Here is a 22,362-nt window from a genome sequence, read left to right as displayed (position 1 = left end):
CCGTCGCTTCGCGTAGTCATCGATCCATTCCCCCAACGGCGTCTCAACGAAAGAACTGGGTTCCGGCTTTCGCCGGGATGAGCGGAGTTCTGGCTATTGCGTATGCGACCGCGTCCCGATCGTCCGGTCCAGGAAGTCCAGATAGGTCCGCCACTGCTGCAGCTGGCGCTCGTTGCCGCGCACCCCGTGACGCTGCCCCGGATACAGCATCAGCTCGAACGGCTGGCTGTTCTGCTGCAGGGCGTTGATCACCCGCGTCGAGTTTTCCAGGATGACGTTGTCGTCGGCCATGCCGTGCATCAGCAGCAGCCGGCCCGTCAGGTTCGGCAGGCGCGGAATGACGTCCGAGGCGGCGTAGCCTTCGACGTTGTCCTGCGGCGTCGACATGTAGCGCTCGGTATAGGCGGTGTCGTACAGGCCCCACTCGGTCGGCGGAGCCCCGGCCAGCGCGCCGGCCAGTCCCATCTTCGGCTCGGTCGCCGCCATCAGGGTCATGAAGCCGCCGTAGGACCAGCCCATCATGGCGATGCGGTCGTCGTCCACAAAAGGCAACGATCTCAGATAGTCAGCTGCCAGAACCTGATCCTGGATCTCAGGCTGACCCATGCGCAGATAAAGCGCCTGTTTGAACGCCGCCGAGCGGTCGCCCTCTCCGCGGTTGTCGAGGCGGAAGACGATGTATCCAGCCTCAGTCAACAGTTGATTAGTGGCCGACTGCCAGCCACGCTTGACCCCGCCGCCCGACGGTCCGCCGTACACCTGCATGACCACCGGATAGGTCTTCGTCCGGTCGAAGCCCGGCGGCGTGGTCATCTGCCAGACCAGGGTCTCGCCATGGCTTTCCAGCGTGCCGAAGGTCACTTCACCCCGGCGCGAGGCGAACGGATAGGCCGGGTGACCCGGCTGCAGACGGTTCTCCTCGATCCAGCGGATGCGCGTGCCGTCGGCCCGGTACAGGGCCGACTGCATCGGCGTGTTCAGGTCGGTGTAGTTGCCGACGAAGGCGGTGCCCGTCTTGTTCATCGACGCGCTCCACCAGCCGCCGGCGGAGGTCACCGCCACCGGCGTCATGGTCCGGCGCAGCGAAGCCCGGAACAGTTGCTGCTCGATCGGCTGCTCACGCCCGTCGCGCATCGAGGCGGTGAAGAAGACGTCGCCGGTGCGCTGGTCGACCCCTGCCAGGCTCTTGATCGGATACTGGCCCTGGGTGATCGCGCGCAGGCGGCGGCCGTCGCGGTTGTACAGATACAGGTGCTTCCAACCGGTCTCTTCCGACGACCACAGGAAGTCGCCGTTATCCAGCGCCTTAAAGTCGTGGTTCAGCGGGACCCAGGCGTCCGACCGCTGGCTCACGATCACACGCGAGGCGCCCGTGGCCGGATCGACGCTCAGCAGGTCCAGGGTCTTCTGGTTCCGCGACAGTCGCTGCACATACAGGGTCCGGCCGTCCGCCGACCAGTTCACCCGCGCCAGGTAGATGTCATTGTCGGCGCCCAGATCGACCTTGATCCGCTGACCGCTCTGGCGGTCGTGGACGTACAGCTCGACCACCGCGTTCGGACGGCCCGCGCGCGGATAGCGCTGCTCCACCGTCGACGCGCCGCCGCCGGTGATGTCCAGGCGCGGGATGATGTCGACGGTCGACTCGTCGGTGTGCTGCAGGGCGATGAACCGCTCGTCCGGGCTCCACCAGTAGCCGGTGTCGCGGTCCAGCTCCTCCTGGGCGATGAACTCCGCCGTGGCCCAGGTCTTCAGCCCGTCGCCGTCGCTGGTGACCGCCGTCTCGGTGTTCGTGGCCAGGTCGTAGACCACCAGGTCCTGGTCCCGCACGAACGAGACGAAATTGCCCTTGGGCGAGACCTTGGCGTCGATCTCGTCGGCCTCGGTCTCGGTCAGGCGGCGTACCTGCCCCCCTTCCCGCGCGGCCAGGAAGATGTCGCCCTCCAGCGGCGCCAGGATGTAGCGGCCCTGCTCGTCCCACGAATACTCGACCACGCCGCGCGCGCTGATCCGCATGCGCTCGCGGCGCGCCTTCTCGGCCTCGGACAGTTCGCCCGCGTCGGGAACCAGCGCCCGCGCGTCGATCAACTTGAACGGCTCGCCCGGGCCCGTCGGCGCGGCCCACAGGTCCTGCACCTCCACGTCGTCGGGACGCGAGCGCAGGAAGGCCACCAGTTCCCCGTCCGGCGACAGGCTGACGCCCTTGGCCACGGGGCCGGACAGCGACGGGTTCGCGAACACCCGCTCCGGCGTCAGGATCGCGCTGTCGGCGGTCGCGGGGGCCGCAGTTTGTTGCGCCATCGCGGCGGTAAACGGCGACAACGTCGCCACGAACAGGGTGGAGGCCAGCAGGATGTTTCGCATGAACGCCGCACGAAGGTTTTTTGAGTTGCCGGGACGCTAGAGGCGGAATCCTCCGCCGTCACCCCCCACGCCTTCCAACGGCCGTCCTGCCAAATGCCGTCGCCGCGACACCCGATCCCTTCCCCCTGCCGCCCGCACCCCCTAAGAAGCGCCGCAATGACCGACGCCGTCGCCCCTCCCCCCGCCAAGGCCTCGCCCTTCCACGAACTCGAGGTCCTGTCCGTCCATCATTGGACCGACCAGCTGTTCAGCTTCCGCATCGCCCGTCCCGAGGACTTCCGTTTCCGCTCGGGCGAGTTCGTGATGATCGGCCTGCCCGGCGAAGACGGCGGCAAGCCGGTGCTGCGCGCCTATTCCATCGCCAGCCCGCACTGGGACGAGGAGCTGGAGTTCTTCTCCATCAAGGTCCCCGACGGCCCCCTGACCTCGCGCCTGCAGAAGATCCAGGTCGGCGACACCGTCCTGATGGGCAAGAAGCCGACCGGCACCCTGGTGCTGGACGCCCTGACCGGCGGCGAGCGCCTCTGGCTGATCGGCACCGGCACGGGCCTGGCCCCCTGGCTCTCGGTCGCCCGCGATCCGGACACCTACAGCCGCTTCGGCCAGGTCATCGTCTGCCACACGGTGCGCAACGTCGCCGACCTCGCCTACCGCGACTTCTTCACCCACGGCATCCACGAGGATCCGCTGGTCGGCGACGAGGCCAAGGCCCAGCTGACCTACTACCCCACCGTCACCCGCGAGCGGTTCGAGACCCCGGGACGGATCACCGACCGCATCAAGTCCGGCGACGTCTTCGCCGACCTGGGCCTGCCCATCGGCTTCTCTCCCAATACGGACCGCGTCATGCTGTGCGGCTCGATGGCCATGATCAAGGAGACCGGCGAACTGCTGGAAACCTACGGCCTCAAGGAGGGCTCGAACGCCGAGCCCGGCGACTATGTTCTGGAGCGCGCCTTTGTCGGTTGACCTGAAAGACACCCGGACCGTGGTCGCGCCCGAGGTTCTGGGCATCGACGCCCGCGTCGCCCCCGAGGCCTGCCTGTCGATGGCCGAGGTCCGCCACGGCGTCGACGCCCTGGACCGCGCCCTCGTCACCCTTCTGGCCGAGCGCCAGCGCTACATGAACGCCGCCGCCCGCATCAAGCCGAGCCGCGACGTCGTCCATGACGACGCCCGCATCGAGGACGTGGTCGCCAAGGTCTTGGCCGCGGCGGGCGCCGCCGGACTGTCGCCGGACATCGCCGAGCCCGTCTGGCGCACCCTCGTCGACCGCTGCATCGCCCACGAATTCAGCGTCTGGGACAAGACGCGCGGCTAGGCTTTTCCTCCCCCTTCTGGGGGAGGGGAACCGCGAAGGGGTGGAGGGGGTCTTTCAGCCCCTCAAACTTCTCAGCATCAGCTCATGCCGATAGGCCGCCACGTCGCCCAGGGCGATCTCCAGCTGATCCCGCACCCGGTCCAGCAGCGGCGGCGCGGACGCCCTGTCCGCCGCCTCCGCCGCCTGACAGGCCTGCGCCAGAGCGTCCGCGCCGATGCCCGCCGCCGCGCCGCGGATCGTGTGCACGGCGTCGCGCCAGCCCTCTTCCCGTACATCCAGCATCGGCGACCACATCGTCGCCTGCTGGCCGAACAGGCCCAGCACCTCGTCGGTGATGGAATCCTCGCCGCCGGTCATCCGCTCCAGCACGTCGAAGTCGACCGCCCCGGACAGGTCCCGGCGCGCCATCAGGCCGCCGTCTCCTCGCCCTTGGCCAGCCGCGAGTTCCGCGACGACCACACAAGGTAGATGACCAGGCCCACGCCGTTCCAGATGAAGAAGGCCGTCTGGGTGAAGGGCTTCAGGCTGAAGAAGAACAGCAGGCAGCCGATCACCGTGATCGCCCCGACCAGCCACCAGAGCGGGGCCTTGAACACCCGCTTGCGGCCCGGCTCGCGCAGGCGCAGCACGATCAGGCTGACGCCCACGGCGGCGAAGGCGCACAGCGTCCCGGCGTTGGCCAGCGAGGCCAGCTCGTCCAGCGGCAGCAGACCGGCCAGGATGGCCACCACGATGGCGGTGAAGACGGTGACCACCGCCGGCACGCCCCGGCTCGACACCTTGGCCAGGCTGCGCGGCAGCAGGCCGTCGCGGGCCATGCCCAGGAAGATCCGGCTCTGGCCGAACAGGAAGGCCAGCAGCACCGTCGGCAGGGCGATCACCGCGGCCCCGGCCACCAGCTGCGCCGCCCAGTTCGAACCCAGTTCACGCAGGATCAGCGACAGCGGCTCGGTGCTGGAGGCGAACTCCGACACCGGTCGCGCCCCGATCGCGGCCGCCGCGACCAGCAGGTACAGGGCCGTGCACACCAGCATCGAGCCGACGATGCCGATCGACAGGTCGCGCTCGGGCCGTTTGGTCTCCTCGGCCGCCGTCGAGATGGCGTCGAAGCCGTAGAAGGCGAAGAAGATGATCGCCGCCGCCGCCATCACCCCGGTCTGGGCGACCGCGGGCTGGCCGGTGATCTGCTCCCAGAACGGAATCTGCGGCGCGCCGAAGCCGTTGGGCATGAAGGGAGTGAAGTGGGCCGCGTCGAACTTCGGCAGGGCGATGGCCACGAACACCGCCAGGGCGGCGATCTTCACCAGCACCAGGATGACGTTGACCGTGGCGCTCTCGCGCGTGCCCAGCAGCAGCAGGCCGGTGACCACGGCGATGATGAACACCGCCGGCAGGTTGATGATCCCGCCCGCGTGCGGCCCGGCCGTCAGCGCCGTCGGCAGGTCGATGCCCAGGCCGTGCAGGAAGGGCGTGGCGTAGCCGGCCCAGCCGACCGCCACGGCCGACACCACCAGCGAATATTCCAGGATCAGGCTCCAGCCCACGATCCAGGCGACGGCCTCGCCCAGGACGGCGTAGGAATAGGTGTAGGCGCTGCCCGCCGCGGGCATCATGGTCGACAGCTCGGCATAGGCCAGCGCCGCGCAGGCGCAGACCAGCCCCGCCAGGGCGAAGCTGACCATCACCGCCGGACCGGCCAGGCCCGCGCCCACGCCGATCAGGGTAAGGATGCCGGTGCCGACGATGGCCCCGACGCCCAGCGCCATCAGGTGCGGCCAGCCCAGCGTCTTCTTCAGCGCCGGGCCGTCGTGCGGCGCCAGCATCGTGTCGATCGAACGGCGGCGATTCCAGAAGGCCATGGTCGCGTCTCCCCTCGCCGCTCCCCGGCGGCTGATTCCGCGACGACCCTAGAGCAAAATCGGTCGCCTTGGACACCATCCAACCCGGCCCCGGCATGGCTCCGGCGTGATCCGGGGCCATTTTCCGGATTCAGACTGTTCCGGCTGGAAGCAGAATGGTCCGGCCCCGCCTGCGACAAACCGAAACGGACACCCAAAAGCCGCTTGCCATCCGGGGACGCCGCCGCTATGTCCCGCCCCTCGCTGACGCCGGTCCCGGCCGCCCGTCAGTGCGCAGACGATGAGTTCGGGTGATTAGCTCAGTTGGTAGAGCAGCTGACTCTTAATCAGCGGGTCGTAGGTTCGAACCCTACATCACCCACCATCGTCCCTTTTAAAATCAATCATTTATAAGTCCACAGGGCAGGCCGACCACCGGATTGACCGTCTGGAACGGCGTTCAGCGCTGCGCGCTCGACTGAGCTGCGCCGTCCCCTCCGCCCGCCGATCGCGCGCCGCACGACGATGCGCCTCGGAGTGGTTGAAATACGGAAACTGAAACATATACTGTTTCTGTTGCGATCCGTCGTGACGATTCCCTGTTTCAGAGCCGGTCCCGGCCGAGCCGCTTTCCGAGGTCTCCTCCCCCATGAAGATCCAACACCTGCTGGCCATTTCGGCCTTCGCCCTGCTGGCGGCCTGCGGCCAGGCCGCCGCCCCCGCCGCGGACGCCGTCGACGCCGCCGCCACGGCGCCGGTCGAGCTGAAGGTCCCCGCCGGAGTCTACGCCCTGGACCCGACCCACGCCTCGCTGGAATGGTCGATCACCCACATGGGCCTGTCGAACTATACGGCCCGGTTCAACACCCTGGACGCCCGGCTGACCCTGGATCCGGCCAACCTGGCCAACTCCAGCGTGACGGCGACCATCGATCCGACCTCGGTCGACGCCTACTACGCGGGCGATTATCGCGCCACCCACGCCCAGACGGGCTTCCGCAGCTGGAGCGAGGACATCGCGCGCAACGCCGCCTTCCTGAACGCCGACGTCCACAAGGACATCCGCTTCAGCTCGACCAAGGTCGAGCCCACCGGGCCGCGCACGGCGAATGTGACCGGCGACCTGTCCTTCCTAGGCCAGACCAGGCCGGTGACGCTGAAGGTCACCTTCGTCGGCGACCTGGCGCGCCATCCGATGGCCGGCCGTCCGGCGATCGGCTTCGCCGCCGAGGGCGTGTTCAAGCGTTCGGACTTCGGCATGGCGACCGGACCGCTGGGCGACGAAGCCACGATCCGCTTCAACGGAGAGTTCCTCCAGGAAGCGCCCGCCGCCGCTCCGGCGCAGTAGGCCGCGGACGACAGCCGGGGCGGGTTCCGACGGGACCCGCCCCTTCTTCCATCACCTCCATCGCCCATCACCCGCGCCGTCGTTCGCGCCTGGGGACCCTTCGCCATGACCGCCCGCTACACGACCGTCGCCATCGCGCTGCACTGGCTGACCGCGCTCGCCATCCTGGCCATGATCCCCATGGGATGGTGGATGAGCGAGGCGATCGCCCATCCGGACAGCCAGGCGACGGCCTATCGCGTCTTCCAGCTGCACAAGTCGATCGGCTTCACGATCCTGGCGCTGACCGTGGTCCGTATCGTCTGGCGGCTGACCCACCGGACGCCGCCGCTGCCCGAGGGGATGAAGGGCTGGGAAGCCTTCCTGGCGCGGGCGACCCAGTTCGCTTTCTACGGCCTGCTGCTGGCCCTGCCGCTGACCGGCTGGCTCTACGTCTCGACGGGATGGGCCGTGGGCCTGGACCGGGCGCTCAACGTGGCGACGTCCTGGTTCGGCCTGCTGCCCGTGGCGCACCTGCCCGGCGTCGAGGCGCTGGCGGAGGGCGCACGCCGGACGCTGGCCTTCCAGGCCATGGGGGCGCACAGCCTGATGGCCTGGGGCGCCGTCGTTCTCGTCGCCCTGCACGCGGGCGCGGCGCTGAAGCATCATTTCGTCGACCGCGATCACGTCCTGCGCGACATGCTGCCCCGCTGGCGGGACCGCGCCGCCCAGGCCGCGCCGGTCGGGCCGGATGAGGCGGCGATCCTGGTCGAATCCGACGCGGCGGAGAGTCCTTCGCTCGAAGAGGCGCGGGCGCCTGTCACGCCGCCCAGGCGGCGCGGCGGCGTCGGCGCGCCGATGATCGCCGGCCTGGCGCTGGCGGCGGCGATCGGCGTCGTCGGCTGGACCACCGCCCGGCCGGCGCCGATGACGGCCGCGGCTCCCGCCGAGACGGCGACGGCCAGGGCGGCGGCGCCCGATGCGGCGATCGTCCCGGGGACCGCCCAGGCCTGGTCTCTCGACCGGGCGGCCTCCTCCATTCAATTCGGCGGGACCCATGCCGGAGCGGCCTTCAACGGACGCTTCGAGGATTGGGACGGCCGGATCTGGTTCGATCCCGCTGACCTGGCCGGATCCCGCGCGGTGGTCACGGTGCGCACCGGCTCGGCGCGCACGGGCGACGCGACGCAGGAAGGATCGCTGCAGGACGCCGAATGGTTCGACCCGGCCGGCTTCCCCACGGCGCGGTTCGAGGCGACCGCCTTCCGGGCCTTGGGCGGCGACCGCTACGAGGCGCAGGGGACGCTGCGCATCAAGGACCGGGCCGTGCCGACGATCCTGCCGTTCACCTTCCGGGAAACGGCCGGTCGGGCCGTCGTCGAAGGGACCCTGACGCTGGACCGCACGGCCTTCGACCTGGGCCTGGCCTCGGACGCCGCCGGCGACTGGGTGTCCAAGGCGATCACGGTGACGGTCTCGGTCCACGCCCGACGCGAGGGCTAGCGCAACCCGATCGCCTTCAGGAAAGCCGCGACCTGCCCGAAGGCGTCCGTCTGCCATTCGTCCTCGTCGCGGTCGTCGAGAATCCCCTCCTCCGCCGCGAACCGTCGGACAGCGTAGGGTCCGGTGTACTCCCGGCTCTGAAACTTCGCCGCGATGCCCGCGAAGCCCTTCAACGCTGTCTCGCTCGACATCAGCGGTCGGCAAGCGGTGGCGAGTGCATCGATGCCGCCGGGGTAGTGCCGGATGCAATAATAGATGTCGTAGGCGTCCTTGTCCTTGTCCCGCCCGACCAGGGCATAGCCCTTCATCGCAAGCAGAGCCGGGATGGACGCCACGGCGAGCTCGACTTGATTCAGCCCTCCTCTCGGCATCTCCGCCTCGAGCAGAATCTTGTCGGCGAACTTCAACGCGAGATCGCCGCCGCTGGCGGGAATGACCGCGAAGTCCGGAACCAGCTGCGGCCGGTTCTTTTTGACGACCGCGTGTTCGGGCATCAGGAAGTCGATCAGAATCCTGACCGGCGGGCCGCCGTCCTGTGAGGGGACGTCCCGCGCCAGCTGATACACCTCGCCGTCGGCCGGTTGCTGATAGCCGGCGGCCAACAGCGTATCGATCAGCCCCTTGTACTGGCCGCCGGCCAGCGCTTCGGCGTCAAGCGCCAGGTCGATGTCGATGGAGCCGATGTGCGCCGTCACGGGGTCGGGGATCTGGAGCCAGGGTACGTTGCCGCCGACGACCACGAACTTGCCGCGATAATCGCCGAGCACCTGACCCAGTTCCACCAGGACCCGTTTCACCGCCTCGGTCGTGCGCGAGCCATAGGGGTGGGGCGCCGGCTTGGCGGCCGTGACGCCGTTCACCACGGCAGGATCTCCCTGCGCAGATGGTCGGCGGCCTCGCGATCTCGCTCCCCGCCCCTGGAAAGGTCGAGGTAGGTCTGAAGCGGACTGGTCGCGCGAACGCCCAGGCGAACCTCTTCGGCGTCCAGAAGCGGGCCGCTCTCGTCAAGCACGGTGATCCAGACGTTGCCCCCCTTGGCGGCGGGCTGGAGGTCCAGCGCGTCAACCAGGATCGGCAAGGCGACAGGGTCGGCGTAGAGCTCCACATTCGAGGCCCGCAGCCAGGGCGCCCACCAGTTCGCCGCTGAACGCCCGCACAGCGCCGCCGCCGGGCCCGCCCTCTCGACGGCAAGCTCCACCGCCCGTTCGAGCGCGCCGTCATGGAGTACGGTGTAGAAGCCTTGCCGACGTCCCTGCGGGGGCTCGTTGGCGGAAAGCCAGGCGTCCACAAGAAGATCGGGATTGCGAACCACGAATCCGTCCGGCGTCTCTTCGATCCAGTCACGCTCCACCAGGGCGGTCTTCAGCTTGTGGACCTGACCGATGCTGACCTGGGTCGCCTCGGCGATCTCGCTCAGACGGCGCGCCGTCTGATCTCGTTTCAACAGATAGCGCAGCACCCGCGCGGATTTCGGCTTGAAGAGGGATTTCAGATCCCGGGTCTCGACTTGCGGCGTCGTCGCCACCTGGCGATCGACGTAGAGGCCGGGAAGGACCAGCCGGCAGTTGCCGAGCAGATCGACGTAGTTGACGTCATAGTCCCTGCACATCTCCCGAACCTGTGGCGAAACGTAGGGGGCGACGAAGACCAGCGCCTCGAACCGATCTTGCCTGCGCCCATGACGGCTCTGGTAGCTGATCAGCTGATGAATCGCCTGGTTGGCCGATTTCGGCGTGCCGGAGCTCTTGACCTCGCAGAGCAGACGATAGGGCTGAGCGTCCTTCTCGAAGCGCACCACGAAATCGATCCCGCGACCCCGCGACAGGTGCTCCCGCTCGATGTCACGGACATGGAGATCCGGAATCTGCTGGAGGAGGAGGCTGACAGCGCCGATGCCGTCCTCCTCCATTTTCACAAGATCAACCTCTTTCAACATACAGTGAAAGTATATTTTTTGGTGAAAATATCAAGGCGTTTTCACTCAATGGCCAACTTTCACCAGTCAGTGAAAGCAGCTCAGCGCCAGCCGGCGTCGCGGGCCTCGGCCTCGGCCCCGGCGTCCAGGACGTCTCCGGCCAGGCTGGCGTCGACCGCGGCGAGGACCGCGGCGGGCGTGTCGGTTCCGGCGGTCCTGATCTCGCCCGACCCGGCCGCTGAGGGCGCCAGCGCACGGATCGACCAGGCGTCGTTCTCGCGGCAGGCCAGGCCCGCCACGCCGGCGTCGCCGGCCCGGAAGGTGCGGCACCAGCGGCCGTCCCCGTCGCGGAAGGTCAGGACGACGGCGCGCCCCTCGCCGTCGGCGCCTTCCGACGCCAGCCGGCGATCCAGCACCCGGACCAGGCCCGCGTCGGCGATTTCTCCGCCGGGCGCGAGCACGAAGCCGTCGTTCCGGCCGTCCAGCAGCGGGCCGATCATCAGGCCGCCGATGAAGGTCGCCGCGGCCAGGCCGCCCCACAGCGCCGCCCGCCGTGGCGCGAAGGCCTCGCCGATGGCGCGGGTGAACCGCGTCCAGGGCGCGGCTACAGGCTCAGAGCCCGCGATCAGCCGCGCCAGCGCCTGATCGCGAGGATCCGGCTGGACGGCGAAGGCCTCCCGCGCCGCCGCCCTCAGGGCGCGCATGCGGGCTAGCCGCGCCGCCAGTTCGGGGTCGTTCAGGGCCTCGGCGTCGATCCGCTCGCCCGCCTCAACGCTCAGCTCCCCGTCGATGCGCCGCATCAGGATTTCGTCGTCATAGCGGGTCATCCCGTCACTCCTTGCGCGGACAGGGTCTGGATCAGGGCCTGCCGCCCGCGCACTAGGCGGCTGGTCAGGGTGCCGGCGGGCACGCCAAGGACCTCGGCCGCCTCGGCGTAGGACAGGCCCTCGACGAGGACCAGGGCCACGGCGTGTTTCTGGTCGTCGGGCAGGGCGTGGATCGCGTCGCGGACCGCCAGGGCGTCGACGCGCAGGCTTTCGTCCGCCAGGGCGGCGTCAGGGACGCGCGCGGTGGCGTCGTCCTCCGGCGTGACCACGCGGCCCCACCGCAGGTTCGAGCGGCCCTCATCGATGGCGATCCGTCTCATGAGGGTGAAGGTCCAGCTGTCGAGTCGGGTCCCGACCCGGAATTTCGACCGCGCCGCCAGCGCGCGCTCGACGGTCTGCTGGACGAGATCCTGCGCGTCCGCATCACGGGGCCGCAACACCCGCGCAAATCGGCGCAGGCGCGGAAGAAGCTCAACCAGCCCCGTCTGAAAGTCGTCCAAATGCATTCCTCGTCCATACGGGATGAAACGACCGGACCCAGACGTTTCATCCATGCCATACACAAGGCGGATCACCGTCGGATGCAAGAACGGAGTGGTTGTCGGTGTCGCTGAGAACGATCCTCGCAGGATGGACGGCGCTGCTGATCGTGGCGGTCGGCACGCCCGCCGCCGCCCAGCTCGGGCCGCTGCAGGCGCCCCAGCTGCCGGGCCTCCCCTCGCCGCTCGGCGACCGGCTGCCGGGGGTCGCGGACGTGGACGCCCTGGGGCGACAGGCGATCGACCGGGCGCTGCAGGCGCCGTCGCGGCTGGCCGATCTGGTGCGGCGTTCGGACGGCGCCCTTCAGACCGATCCCCAGGGCTGGCCGGTGGTGGCGGCGCAGATCGTCGCCGTCGACCTGTCCGATGCGGCCCGGGCCGAGGCGGTGCGCGCCGGTTTCACCGTGATCCGGGAGGACCGTCTGGAGGCGCTGGATCTGTCGGTCGTCGTGCTGGCGCCGCCCGCGCGATGGCCGCTGGCCCGCGCCGTGGCCCGGCTGCGGGCGCTGGCTCCCGACGCGGACGTCAGCTTCAACCACATCTATTCGCCCGCCGGGAGCGAGACGGCTGCCCCCCGATCGAACGCCCCCGCGCCACCCGGCCCCCAGGCGGGCGGGGCCAGGCTGGGCCTGATCGACACGGGGGTGGAGGCGACCCATCCGGCCCTCGCCGGATCGCGGATCAGCCAGCGCGGCTTCGCCGGCCCGCCCCGGCTGGGCGCGCACGGCACGGCGGTGGCGTCCCTGATGGTCGGGCGCAGCGGCGCCTTCTCCGGGGCCGATCCCGGCGCCGACCTGCTGGTGGCGGACATCTATGGCGGTCAGGCGGCGGGCGGGTCCTCCACGGGGCTCGCCCAGGCGCTCGCCTGGATGGTCGAGCAGCGCGCGCAGGTCGTGAACGTCAGCCTCGTCGGCCCGCGCAACGCACTGGTCGAACGCGCGGTCGCGCGCGCCCAGGCGCGAGGCGTGACGATCGTCGCCGCCGCCGGAAACGACGGACCGGCCGCCGCCGCCCTCTATCCGGCGGCCTATGATGGCGTGGTCGGGGTCGGGGCCGTCAGCGGCCGGAACCGGATCCTGCCCGAGACCGGCCGGGGTCCGCAGGTCGATTTCGTCGCGCCCGGCGCCGACATGGCCGCCGCCGGTCCGGCGGGCGGCTGGACCAGGGTGCGCGGATCGTCGTTCGCCGCGCCCCTGGTGGCGGGACTGCTGGCGCGCCGGGGCGGAGGGTCCGCGGCGCTCGAGGCTTTGGCGCGGTCGGCGACCGACATGGGCGCTCCGGGCCGCGATCCCGTCTATGGCCATGGCCTGGTCGGCGCGGATCTGCGGGTCGCGCCCGGCGCGGTCGGCGCGCGCGGACAGCTCAGCCGCTAGAAGTTTTTTGAAACGCCCGGGATGAAACCGGCCGGCCCCGTCGTTGGACCCTGCGAGGGCGATCACGCCCGCGATCTGCAGGAGATACGATCATGAAGAAGACCCTGATGATGGCGACCGTCGCGTTCGGCCTGGCCCTGGCCGGCGCATCGCAGGCCCAGGTCCTGGGCGGTTCCGGCGGTCTGACCGGCGGCCTGGGCGGCCAGGTTGGAGGCCTGGGCGGCTCGCTGGGCGGCCAGGGGTCGCTGACGGGCGGCCTGGGCGGCTCCCTCGACAGCGGTATGGTCCGAGACCGCGCTACCGACACCCTGTCGCGGACGGAACGCCGCGCCGAACGGGCCAGGGCCCGCGCCGACGCCGCCGCAGAGCGGACCCGCGCCCGCGCTGCGGCCGCCGCCGAACGCACCCGTGATACGGCGTCCGGCGCCATCGGAACCGTGGGGTCTACCGCGGCCGGCGCCTATGGCTCGGCCCAGAGCACGACCCAGGGCGCGGCGTCCGGCGCCGCCGGATCGGCGCAGGGACAAGGCTCCGGCATGCTGGGCGGCGCCGCGTCCGCCCGCGACGGCTCCGTGAACGGATCGGCGTCCGGTTCGGCCGACGGTTCGGCCCGCCCCGCTCGTCGCCGCGCCGACGGCGCCGCCGGCGTGAACGGATCGGCTTCGGCGAACCGCAACGGGGCCTCGGCCTCGGTCGGCGCCAACGCCGGCGGCGGCGCGGGCCGCGACGACTGATCTGGTCTTCCCCGGAAGCCGCTGAACCCCGTCGGCCCTCGGCCGGCGGGGTTTCGTTCGCCTGCTGACAGCCCTCAGGCCTACGCGCCCGCGGCCTCTTCGTTCGACTTGCGGAAGGCGCGGGGCGTCATCCCGACCTCGTCCCGGAAGGCGCGATTGAAGGGGCCCAGCGAGCCGAACCCGCAGTCGAAGGCGATTTCGAGGATCGATCCCCGATAGGCGGGGTCGGCGAGCAGGGCCTTCGCTCGCCGGATGCGGTGATGGTTGATCAGCCGGTTGAAGTTGGGAAAGCCCAGGCCGGCGATGCACTGGGACACCCGGTATTCCGGCTCTCCTAGCCGCGCCGCGACGTCGGCGATCCGGAGGTCCGGCTCGGTGTGCAGCTCTTCCTCGCGAAGCAGGCGTTGCAGGCGCTCGGCCAGCCGCAGGTCCTCGGTCGTCGCGGCCCGCCGGGCGGTTCGCCCGTGGCTGTCCCGCTCCAGCGGATGGGTCAGCCGGAACCAGACCGCGGCTCCGCACGCCCACAGTCCGGCGAAGGCGCAGGCGGCCTTGATCAGCTCGATCCGGTCGGCCTCCGCCTGACCGCCCCCCGCGCTGCGCAACCCCAGGATCGAGACGGCGACCAGCAGGGTGTAGACCACCAGAAAGACGATCCGGAACCGCGTCTCGGACGTCGGAAGTCCCGGCCGGCGGCGGCTGAACGGCTCGACGAAGGTCAGCAGCAGGGCGGCGGACCCGCACAGCACATAGCTGTTCTCGGCGATCCCGGCGGCCGCGCTCCCGTCCGGCAGGAGGATGGCCGCCGCGCCGGAAAGCTGGATGATCACGGCCACCACCCGCGGCCAGCGGGCATCGTGCGGCTCGGCGTCGAACAGGGCGCGCGTCAGCAGCCAGGCCCATCCGCAGGCCCCCACGCCGCCGACGGCCAAGACCGTCCCGGCGCCGCCGTCGAGCAGCCGGCCCAGCACATAGCTGACGAAGGACAGGGCCGTGATCACGGCGTGGACGTGAAGCCGGTCCAGCGACCGCCACGACGACAGCAACCTGCCCCCCGGCGCGCTCTGCACTGTCAGCGTGGACATCCCGGCCCTTCCGAAACTCGCCGGATTGATGACCTGAAGCGACGGTCCCGTCCAGCGGGGCCGGTCCCGCGCGAACAGGTTCTGGTCGAATTCCAAATCGGCGAGACGCCGTCCGCCCACGCCGCGAGCCTGCCGACGACCTCATGCGAGGCGTCATCGGGAGAGCCTATGTCGAACACCCCTTCATCCACGCCGGTCCGGAACGCGGCCGCGAAACTGCTGCGCTGGTCCGGCGTCCTCTGGTTCCTGGTCGCCGCCGTCGGCCAGATCGCCTTCATCGGCTTCATCCTGGTCTTCTACGGCGTTCGCACCGCGACCGGGAATTTCGCGGGCTGGAACGACAAGCCCCTGATCGACGGCTATGTCGAGGGCGACCACACCGGCAATCTGGTCTTCGCCGCCCACGTCCTGCTGGCCTCCGTCGTGACGCTCGCCGGCCTGATGCAGCTGGTCCCGCAGATCCGCAGCCGCCTCCCGGCCCTGCACCGCTGGACCGGGCGGTGCTTCCTGGTGATCGGCGGCTTCATGGCCCTGAGCGGCGTCTGGCTGGCGGTCGTGCGCGGCACCTATCTGTCGACCATCTCCGCCGTCGCCATCCTGATCAACGGCCTGCTGATCCTCGTCTTCGGAGGGCTGGCCTGGCGTCACGCCGTCAAACGGCGCTTCGAGACGCACCGCCGCTGGGCCATGCGCACCTTCATGGTGGTCAGCGGGGTCTGGTTCCTGCGGGTCGGGCTGATGGGCTGGGTCGTGGTCAACAAGGGACCGGTCGGCATGACCGACAACATGTCCGGCCCCGCCGACGTCGTGCTGACCTTCGGCAGCTATCTGATCCCGCTGGCCCTGCTGGAGATCTATTTCGCCGCCTCCCGGACCGCCAATCCGGTCATGAAGACAGCCGCCGCCCTGCTGCTGGTCGCCGCCACGGCCTATACGGCGATCGGCGTTTTCGGCGCGATCGCCTTCATGTGGGCGCCCTATATGACCGGCTGAGCCGCCGTCACTCCGGCCGGGTCGCGGCCTGCTGGTCCCGCAACATCAGCTGGCCCACCTCGCCCGTCTGCTGGTTCAGCAGCTTGCGGTTCAGCTCGGCGTCATAGAGCGACTTCAGATAGGAGGCGTCCCATCCGGTCAGGCCCTCGACCTGACGGCCCGGTTCGAACAGGTTCAGCACGGTGTCGAAGGCCGCCGTCTCCGCCTCCGGATCAATCTGGGCCATCGCCACCATGCCGATGTAGTCGCCCAATTGCTGGAAGTTGAGGCCGGACGCGCGCGGCAGATCGATCACGATGAAGGCGCTGCGCAGATTATTGCGCAGGGTGGTCCGCAACCGGCTGTTCTCCTGCGGAATGACCGGCGCCCCGGGGTCCCCCGGCATTCGCACGGCGATCTGTCCGTCATCCGTCACCGGGATGCTGACGTGCCACCAGCGCACCGGCGCGCCCCCCTCCTGAAAGCGTTGCAGTTGGAACCCGCTTCGCGAGGCGCCGGCGTATCCGGGGCGGAAGGCCAGCGGGGCCGCCTCCACGAGGGCGCGCGCCATGGCGTCGCCGTCGTCGCTGGCCACGACCAGGATATTGGCCTTGCAGCCGGGCTCCCCGACCTCCAGCCCCGCCTCGAGCGCGACCGCCGACACCCGGTCGACGATGACCTGCGCCGCGTCGCGCCGAAGATTGGCGACCCCGACGCAGACCTTCCTGTGCCACCGGGCCGGCGCCCGACCGATCGGCGCGGCGATGACGCCTTCGACGAAGCTGTCGACCGTCTCCCTCAGGGTCCGGCTCTCGACGACGACCTCGTCCAGGGTCGTGGCCGGAGGATCCTGGACCGCGTCCTGCGGCGGCAGGCCCAGGGCCAGCGCGGCGGCGAAGGCGGTGACGAAGGCCATGTTCGGTGTCCAGCGTTCAGCGAGCGAGAATTTGGCAGTAAACAACCGGCGCGATCATCACGCCAGTCCTCTCGAGCACGCCCGCATCCGCCTTCCCTCGCCCGGCCAACCTGCCTAGGTTCGGGGGATCACTGGGCGGAGGGCTTCGGCATGAGACGGATCGGTCATCACACCATCCTGGCGGCGGTGTTCGCGACCCTGGCCCTGTCCGGCTGCGCCACCGCGCAGGAGGCGCCGACCGCGCCGCCGACGGCCTATGAGGCGGTCGATCCCTTCATCGGAACGGCGGGCAAGGGCCATACCTTCCCCGGCGCCGTCGCACCGTTCGGCATGGTGCAGCTGAGCCCGGACACCGACTTCCGGCCCTTCCGCCAGTCCTATGACTGGGCCGCGGGCTACCGCTACGACGACCCGACCATCCTCGGCTTCTCGCACACCCATTTCTCGGGCACCGGCCACTCGGATCTCGGCGACGTGCTGCTCACCCCGATCTCGGGCGAGGTGCGCTGGGACGCGGGCGATCCGGCCCAGCCCGGTTCGGGCTACCGCTCGCGCTACAACAAGGCCTCCGAAGTCGCCGACCCCGGCTACTACGCCGTCAGCCTGACCGATTCCGGCGTCCGCGCCGAGCTGACCGCCGGCGTCCGCGTCGGCCTGCACCGCTACAGCTTCCCGCGCGCCCAGCCGGCCCGCATCCTGCTCGACTTCCGCCCGTCCATCTACGACTACCCGGGCAAGGTGCTCTGGTCGCGCATCCGGGTGCGCCCGGACGGCACGGTCACCGGCTTCCGCGAGACGCGCGGCTGGGCCCCCGGCCGCCAACTCTATTTCGCCATGCGCTTCTCGCGCCCCATGGTCGGCTACCAGCTGCAGAACCGCGAGGAGAACATCCCCTACAACGGCTTCCGCCAGCCGGGCCGCGCCATGGACGACCGCGCCCAGGTCCAGGGCCGCGCGCTGGAGGCCGCCTTCGACTTCGGCTCCATCGCCGGACCGCTGCTGGTCAAGGTCGCGGTCTCCTCGGTCGATGAAGACGGCGCCATCCGCAACCTCGACAGCGAGGGCGGCGACTTCGACTTCAACGGCGTGCGCGCCCGCACCCGCACCGCCTGGGAAGAGGCGCTGGGCGCCGTCGACATCGAGGCCGCGCCCGAGATGCGCGCCGGCCTCTACACCGCCCTCTACCACTCGCTGATCGCGCCGTCGGTGCACGGCGACGCCGACGGCCGCTGGCGCGGACCGGACAACGCCGTCCACCAGTCCGACTTCACCGTCCACTCGACCTTCAGCCTGTGGGACACCTTCCGCGCCCAGCATCCGCTGCTGACCCTGGTCCAGCCCGACACCCGCAACGCGGCCATGATCAACTCCCTGATCGCGGCGCAGAAGGTCAGCCCCTACGGCATCCTGCCGGTCTGGTCGTTCGCGGGTCAGGAGACCTGGACCATGATCGGCTACCACGCCGTCCCGGTCATCGCCGACGCCTACCTGAAGGGCGTCGAGGGCGTCGACGGCGAGGCGGCGCTGAACGCCATGGTGGCCAGCGCCAGCTACCGGCCCTACGGCGGGCTGGGCGACTACATGGACCTGGGCTGGGTGCCCATCGACCGCGAGCCCGAGGCGGCGTCCAAGACCGTCGAATACGCCTATGACGACTGGACCATCGCCCGCATGGCCGAGCGCCTCGGCCGCACGGATGTCCAGCGGACGTTCGACCGCCGCGCCGGCTTCTGGCGCAACACCTTCGACACCGAGACGGGCTTCGTCCGCGCCCGTCTGGCCGACGGCAGCTTCCGCACGCCCTTCGACCCGACCGCCATCAACTACGGCTCGGACTACACCGAGGGCAACGCCTGGCAGTATTCGTGGTTCGTGCCGCAGGACATGGCCGGACTGGTCACCGCCCTGGGCGGCGATCAGGCGGCGATCACCCGGCTGGACGCCATGTTCGACCACGACAACACCGGGCTGGACTACTCCCACGCCGAGGACATCGCCGGCCTGATCGGCCAGTACATCCACGGCAACGAGCCCAGCCACCACTCGGCCTACGCCTATGTCTTCGCCGGCGCTCCCTGGCGGACGCAGGCGCGGCTCAAGCAGATCATGGACAGCCAGTACCACTCGCGGCCCGACGGCCTGGCGGGCAATGACGACGTGGGCCAGATGTCGGCCTGGCTGATGTTCACGGCGCTGGGCTTCTATCCGGTCACCCCGGCCTCGGGCCAGTACGTCATCGGCCGTCCCTTCGTGTCGCGCGCCGCCCTCAACCTGCCCAACGGTCGCCGCTTCGTCATCTCGACCGAGGGCCTCTCGGACGAGAACCTCTATGTCCAGTCGGTCAGCCTGAACGGCCGCCCGCTGGACCGCACCTGGATCGGCCACGACGAGATCCAGGCCGGAGGCGAGCTCCATTTCGTCATGGGGACCGAGCCGAACCTGACATGGGGAACGACGGAGGCGGAGCGGCCGTATTCGATGAGCGCCCCCGGACGCTGATCCGTCACACAGGGCTAACCCCGCGTTCACCCTCGCCGTTCATAACGCCGCCGTCGATGGCCGCGCGTACAGGCGGCCAGGTGTGGAGTGTGCGTGTTGCGTAGCCGGACATGGACGACCTTTCGGGTCGCGATCCTCCTTGTGGCCCTGGCCAGTCTGGGGATGCTGGCGGTGCTGGCCGTGGTCGGTTCGGCCATCGACGCCCACCAGCGCGAGAAGGAACAGCACCTGGTCGAGCTGAGGGTGGCCGGCGCGCTGAAGGGCGTCACCGCCGACCTGACCGCCGGCACCATCTGGGACGAGGCGGTCCTGCGTCTGGTCGCCCATGACGCGGACTGGATCGACCATCACCTCGGGGCCTTCTTCGCGGTCCAGAGCGGCCACGCCGCGACTGCGGCCTATGACGACAAGGGCCGCCTGATCCGCGTCAGCCTCGCGGGCAAGGCGGCGGGCGCCGACCCGGCCCAGCCCTTCGCCCACGCCGCCGCGCCCCTCGTCACTGACGTCCGGAACCGCGCGGCTGTCCGGGACCGGTCCGCCGTGGACATGAAGGCCGTCCGCCTGCGCAGCGCCGTGATCGGCGTCGAGGGCCGGACCTGGCTCGCCGCGGCCTCGACCGTCGTGCGCCATACCGACGGGGGCCCGGTCCCCGCCGCGGATCCCATCATCGTCTCCTTCAAGCCCTTCGAGACGGTGGTGGAGCCGCTGGGAACCGAACTCGGCCTCAAGCAGGCCGCCTATCGCCCCGGCGCCGGCGCCCCGGCCCTGCGCGGCCACCAGACCGCCGTGGCGATCCGCGACATCGAGGGCCGGACCCTGGGCTGGATCGTCTGGACGCACGAGGCGCCGGGCGCCCGCATCCTGCGCGAGGCCGGCCCCCTGATGCTGATCCTGCTGGTCGCCACCCTGCTGGCCGCCGCCCTGCTGTTCCGCCGCGTGGCCGACGACGTGCGTCGCCTCAGCGAGAGCGAACAGGCCCTCGCTCAGGCTCTGGAGAAGGCCGAGGCCGGCAGCGCCGCCAAGTCCCGCTTCCTGTCCAACATCAGCCACGAGCTGCGCACCCCGCTGAACGGCGTCCTGGGCATGGCGCAGGTGATCGAGGACGACCTGCTGACACCGCAGCAGCGCGACCGCATGGCCGTGCTCAAGGAGGCGGGCAAGGCCCAGCTGCGGCTGATCGAGAACCTGCTGGTCGCCATGCGGCTGCAGAACGAGGCGGTGGCCCTGCACCCCCGCCCCTTCAGTCCCGACCAGCTGCTGCGCCAGATGGCCACGGACTACCGCGGCGGCGCGACCGCTAAGGGGCTGAAGTTCAGGATCGAGGCCAAGGCTCCGACGTCCCGGCTCGGCGACGAGGGCCAGATCGCCCGCCTGGTCGAACCGCTCATCGACAACGCGGTCCGCTTCACCACCGATGGAACCGTCACCGTCCGCGCCCGCGAAACCCACAACGCCCTGATCTTCGAGATCGAAGACACCGGCCCGGGCATGGCGCCCGAGGTCGTCGCCGACCTGTTCACCGCCTTCAGCCAGGCCGACGAGTCCTCCACCCGCTCCACCGACGGCGCCGGCCTCGGCCTGGCCATCAGCCACGGCCTGACCACCGTCATGGGCGGTCGCCTTCAGGTCGAGAGCGAGCCCGGCAAGGGCAGCCTGTTCCGGGTCACCCTGCCGCTGCCGCATGCGGACGAGGCGGCGAACGACAAGGCGCAGGCCTAGGCCTTCACGAACCCGCGCAGCACGTTCGCCTCGGTGCTCAGCTGCAGCCGGTTCAGGTCCACCCGCTTCGGCTCGGCGAACAGGATGAAGTAGTACTTCATCTGCTCGGACCACCAGTAGCCGGGGCAGTTGTCGCCCTGCTCCATCGGCCGCGTCGTGATGTCCTTCAGCGAGGTGTAGCCATAGGCCGCCTTCGAGGTGGCCTTCATGTTGCGGTAGTGGATGGCCGTCAGCGCGCGGTAGCGGTCGTCCCGGTCACCCAGCCACAGGTTCAGGCAGGCGTCGGCGAACTCGGGCCGCAGGCCGGTGCCCTTGCCGCGCGGCGTGCGGGTGCGGACATCCGTCGATTCCGGGATGATGACGTACTGCTCCTGCATCTCGGTGTAGGTGGCCAGGAAGTCGTCCCCCGCCGCCTTCTGACCCACCTGCCCCAGCAGCCCGGCCAGATAGGCGCCCAGCACCGTCTGCGAGTACGCGGTCGTCTCGGCGGTCTCATAGTCCACCATCGGGAACCACAGGCGGCCGTCGAACCGCTTGCCCTGGTGCGCGACCATGGCCCCTATGCACTCCTCGGCCCAGCGCTTCATGTCCGCGTCGCCGAACAGCTCCCAGCTGTCCCACAGATATTCGTAGAAGCTGTCCGCATAGACGTCGATCGAGGCGTTGCGGCTGATGAACAGCCCCGTCTCGGCGTGGATGTTGGCGGCCATCAGCCCCTTGTCGGAGCGCATGTCCAGCGCGTGCTTCATCGCCCGCTTGGCCGCCGCATAGTAGCGGCTGTCGCCGGTCAGCTGGCCCAGCACCCCGAACTCGGTCGCATAGGTGCCGATCTCGGCCAGGTTGGTCTCGGGGTCGCGCACCGCGCCGGTCTTCAGGTTCACATAGCGGTACGGCAGGCCGTGCGGCGAGGCGTCGAAGGCCTTCATCAGCCGGTCGGCCAGGTCCTTCGCCTTGTCCAGCAGCACCGGATCGCCGCACGCCAGGTGCGCCGAGATCAGCCCGCCGACCAGACGGATGTTGGTCTCGAACACCTGCGAATAGTCGTCGATGTCGAAGTTCAGGTTCGCCTTCACCCAGTCGACGCCGGCCTGGAACTCCTCGTCCAGTTCCATGATCCACAGGGTGTCCAGCGCCTCGACCAGCGAGAGGCCCAGGTCATGGCCCTCGATGAAGAAGGACCGCGCCGTGCCGGAAACCGGATTGATCTCGTCCCGGCCCCACGCCTTGTCGACATAGTGGTCCCAGGCCCATTTGAACTCGGCCTTCACATCGGCGCCCAGGGCGGCCCAGTCCTCGGACCGCCATCCGGATTGCGCGTTCGCGGGCAGGCCGCTCAGGCCGGCCAGGGCGGAGCCGCCCATCAGGGTCAGGGCGTAACGGCGGTTCAGAGACTGGATCATGCCCCACCCTATCGCGGGCGGCAGGCGTCGCAA

At 69.9% G+C, this 22,362-nt stretch carries 19 protein-coding genes and 1 tRNA gene; 10 read left to right on the top strand and 10 right to left on the bottom strand.

What is annotated here, in order from left to right; genetic code table 11:
* Positions 1 to 93: 93 nt before the first annotated feature.
* On the bottom strand, positions 94 to 2,364 hold the full coding sequence (locus AC3WRV_RS06960; protein WP_492312653.1) for a S9 family peptidase: 2,271 nt from the start codon (positions 2,362 to 2,364) through the stop codon (positions 94 to 96).
* Positions 2,365 to 2,520: 156 nt separating this feature from the next.
* Here AC3WRV_RS06960 and AC3WRV_RS06955 point away from each other — a divergent pair, with 156 nt between their 5' ends.
* Together AC3WRV_RS06955 and AC3WRV_RS06950 are read left to right on the top strand one after the other, a co-directional pair.
* On the top strand, positions 2,521 to 3,333 hold the full coding sequence (locus tag AC3WRV_RS06955; RefSeq protein ID WP_291833973.1) for a ferredoxin--NADP reductase: 813 nt from the start codon (positions 2,521 to 2,523) through the stop codon (positions 3,331 to 3,333).
* Positions 3,334 to 3,412: 79 nt separating this feature from the next.
* Positions 3,413 to 3,685 carry a chorismate mutase gene (locus tag AC3WRV_RS06950; RefSeq protein WP_291833983.1) on the top strand — a complete coding sequence of 91 codons (273 nt, stop codon included), beginning with the start codon at positions 3,413 to 3,415 and terminating at the stop codon, positions 3,683 to 3,685.
* 54 nt (positions 3,686 to 3,739) lie between these two features.
* Here the strand turns inward: AC3WRV_RS06950 and AC3WRV_RS06945 are convergent, their stop codons facing one another.
* Both AC3WRV_RS06945 and AC3WRV_RS06940 read right to left on the bottom strand, forming a co-directional pair.
* On the bottom strand, positions 3,740 to 4,093 hold the full coding sequence (locus AC3WRV_RS06945; protein ID WP_492312652.1) for an Hpt domain-containing protein: 354 nt from the start codon (positions 4,091 to 4,093) through the stop codon (positions 3,740 to 3,742).
* Positions 4,093 to 5,544: an amino acid permease gene (locus AC3WRV_RS06940; protein WP_492312651.1), complete on the bottom strand. Its 1,452-nt coding sequence runs from the start codon at positions 5,542 to 5,544 to the stop codon at positions 4,093 to 4,095. The genes AC3WRV_RS06945 and AC3WRV_RS06940 overlap by 1 nt, the downstream gene beginning before the upstream one ends.
* Before the next feature lie 288 nt (positions 5,545 to 5,832).
* On the opposite strand from AC3WRV_RS06940, the gene AC3WRV_RS06935 reads away from it, so the two are divergent.
* From AC3WRV_RS06935 to AC3WRV_RS06925, 3 genes are all read left to right on the top strand, one after another.
* A tRNA-Lys gene (locus AC3WRV_RS06935) sits at positions 5,833 to 5,908 on the top strand.
* Between the two features lie 264 nt (positions 5,909 to 6,172).
* Complete coding sequence (locus AC3WRV_RS06930; RefSeq protein WP_492312650.1) at positions 6,173 to 6,871, top strand: YceI family protein; 699 nt, start codon at positions 6,173 to 6,175, stop codon at positions 6,869 to 6,871.
* Positions 6,872 to 6,976: 105 nt separating this feature from the next.
* Positions 6,977 to 8,353: a cytochrome b/b6 domain-containing protein gene (locus tag AC3WRV_RS06925; RefSeq protein WP_492312649.1), complete on the top strand. Its 1,377-nt coding sequence runs from the start codon at positions 6,977 to 6,979 to the stop codon at positions 8,351 to 8,353.
* Here the strand turns inward: AC3WRV_RS06925 and AC3WRV_RS06920 are convergent.
* The 4 genes from AC3WRV_RS06920 to AC3WRV_RS06905 form a co-directional block, all read right to left on the bottom strand.
* Positions 8,350 to 9,216, bottom strand: coding sequence for a nucleotidyl transferase AbiEii/AbiGii toxin family protein (locus tag AC3WRV_RS06920; protein ID WP_291840692.1), 867 nt, complete (start codon positions 9,214 to 9,216; stop codon positions 8,350 to 8,352). The two genes, AC3WRV_RS06925 and AC3WRV_RS06920, sit on opposite strands and share 4 nt — an antisense overlap.
* Positions 9,210 to 10,289 carry a helix-turn-helix domain-containing protein gene (locus AC3WRV_RS06915; protein ID WP_492312648.1) on the bottom strand — a complete coding sequence of 360 codons (1,080 nt, stop codon included), beginning with the start codon at positions 10,287 to 10,289 and terminating at the stop codon, positions 9,210 to 9,212. The genes AC3WRV_RS06920 and AC3WRV_RS06915 overlap by 7 nt, the downstream gene beginning before the upstream one ends.
* Positions 10,290 to 10,369: 80 nt before the next feature.
* Positions 10,370 to 11,095 (bottom strand): hypothetical protein, encoded by a 726-nt coding sequence (locus AC3WRV_RS06910; protein ID WP_492312647.1) that lies wholly within the window; start codon positions 11,093 to 11,095, stop codon positions 10,370 to 10,372.
* A complete protein-coding gene (locus AC3WRV_RS06905; protein WP_492312646.1) occupies positions 11,092 to 11,601 on the bottom strand; it encodes an RNA polymerase sigma factor in 510 nt (169 codons plus the stop codon). Before AC3WRV_RS06905 ends, AC3WRV_RS06910 begins: the two co-directional genes overlap by 4 nt.
* Positions 11,602 to 11,699: 98 nt before the next feature.
* Between AC3WRV_RS06905 and AC3WRV_RS06900 the strand changes: the two genes are divergently transcribed.
* Together AC3WRV_RS06900 and AC3WRV_RS06895 are read left to right on the top strand one after the other, a co-directional pair.
* The gene (locus AC3WRV_RS06900; protein WP_492312645.1) at positions 11,700 to 13,007 is read left to right on the top strand and encodes a S8 family serine peptidase; all 1,308 of its coding nucleotides are present in this window, start codon (positions 11,700 to 11,702) and stop codon (positions 13,005 to 13,007) included.
* 92 nt (positions 13,008 to 13,099) lie between these two features.
* Positions 13,100 to 13,741 carry a hypothetical protein gene (locus AC3WRV_RS06895; protein ID WP_492312644.1) on the top strand — a complete coding sequence of 214 codons (642 nt, stop codon included), beginning with the start codon at positions 13,100 to 13,102 and terminating at the stop codon, positions 13,739 to 13,741.
* An 80-nt stretch (positions 13,742 to 13,821) separates the two neighbouring features.
* Here AC3WRV_RS06895 and AC3WRV_RS06890 read toward each other — a convergent pair whose 3' ends face one another.
* The gene (locus AC3WRV_RS06890; RefSeq protein WP_492312643.1) at positions 13,822 to 14,823 is read right to left on the bottom strand and encodes a helix-turn-helix domain-containing protein; all 1,002 of its coding nucleotides are present in this window, start codon (positions 14,821 to 14,823) and stop codon (positions 13,822 to 13,824) included.
* Positions 14,824 to 14,991: 168 nt separating this feature from the next.
* Between AC3WRV_RS06890 and AC3WRV_RS06885 the strand changes: the two genes are divergently transcribed.
* On the top strand, positions 14,992 to 15,816 hold the full coding sequence (locus AC3WRV_RS06885) for a DUF2306 domain-containing protein (RefSeq protein WP_492312642.1): 825 nt from the start codon (positions 14,992 to 14,994) through the stop codon (positions 15,814 to 15,816).
* A gap of 7 nt (positions 15,817 to 15,823) precedes the next feature.
* On the opposite strand, the gene AC3WRV_RS06880 is transcribed toward AC3WRV_RS06885, so the two are convergent.
* A complete protein-coding gene (locus AC3WRV_RS06880) occupies positions 15,824 to 16,711 on the bottom strand; it encodes a hypothetical protein (protein WP_492312641.1) in 888 nt (295 codons plus the stop codon).
* A gap of 150 nt (positions 16,712 to 16,861) precedes the next feature.
* Here AC3WRV_RS06880 and AC3WRV_RS06875 point away from each other — a divergent pair, with 150 nt between their 5' ends.
* Both AC3WRV_RS06875 and AC3WRV_RS06870 read left to right on the top strand, forming a co-directional pair.
* On the top strand, positions 16,862 to 19,210 hold the full coding sequence (locus AC3WRV_RS06875; protein WP_492312640.1) for a GH92 family glycosyl hydrolase: 2,349 nt from the start codon (positions 16,862 to 16,864) through the stop codon (positions 19,208 to 19,210).
* 96 nt (positions 19,211 to 19,306) lie between these two features.
* Entirely contained in the window at positions 19,307 to 20,929 is a 1,623-nt protein-coding gene (locus AC3WRV_RS06870; protein ID WP_492312639.1) for a sensor histidine kinase, read from the top strand.
* On the opposite strand, the gene AC3WRV_RS06865 is transcribed toward AC3WRV_RS06870, so the two are convergent.
* On the bottom strand, positions 20,926 to 22,329 hold the full coding sequence (locus AC3WRV_RS06865; protein ID WP_492312638.1) for a glycoside hydrolase family 47 protein: 1,404 nt from the start codon (positions 22,327 to 22,329) through the stop codon (positions 20,926 to 20,928). The genes AC3WRV_RS06870 and AC3WRV_RS06865 overlap by 4 nt on opposite strands.
* Positions 22,330 to 22,362 lie beyond the last annotated feature (33 nt).

Source organism: Brevundimonas sp. EU05-FHT14B11 (assembly GCF_058790835.1).
Note: the sequence above shows the minus strand (reverse complement) of the source record. Positions and strands in the feature narration are given on the sequence as shown.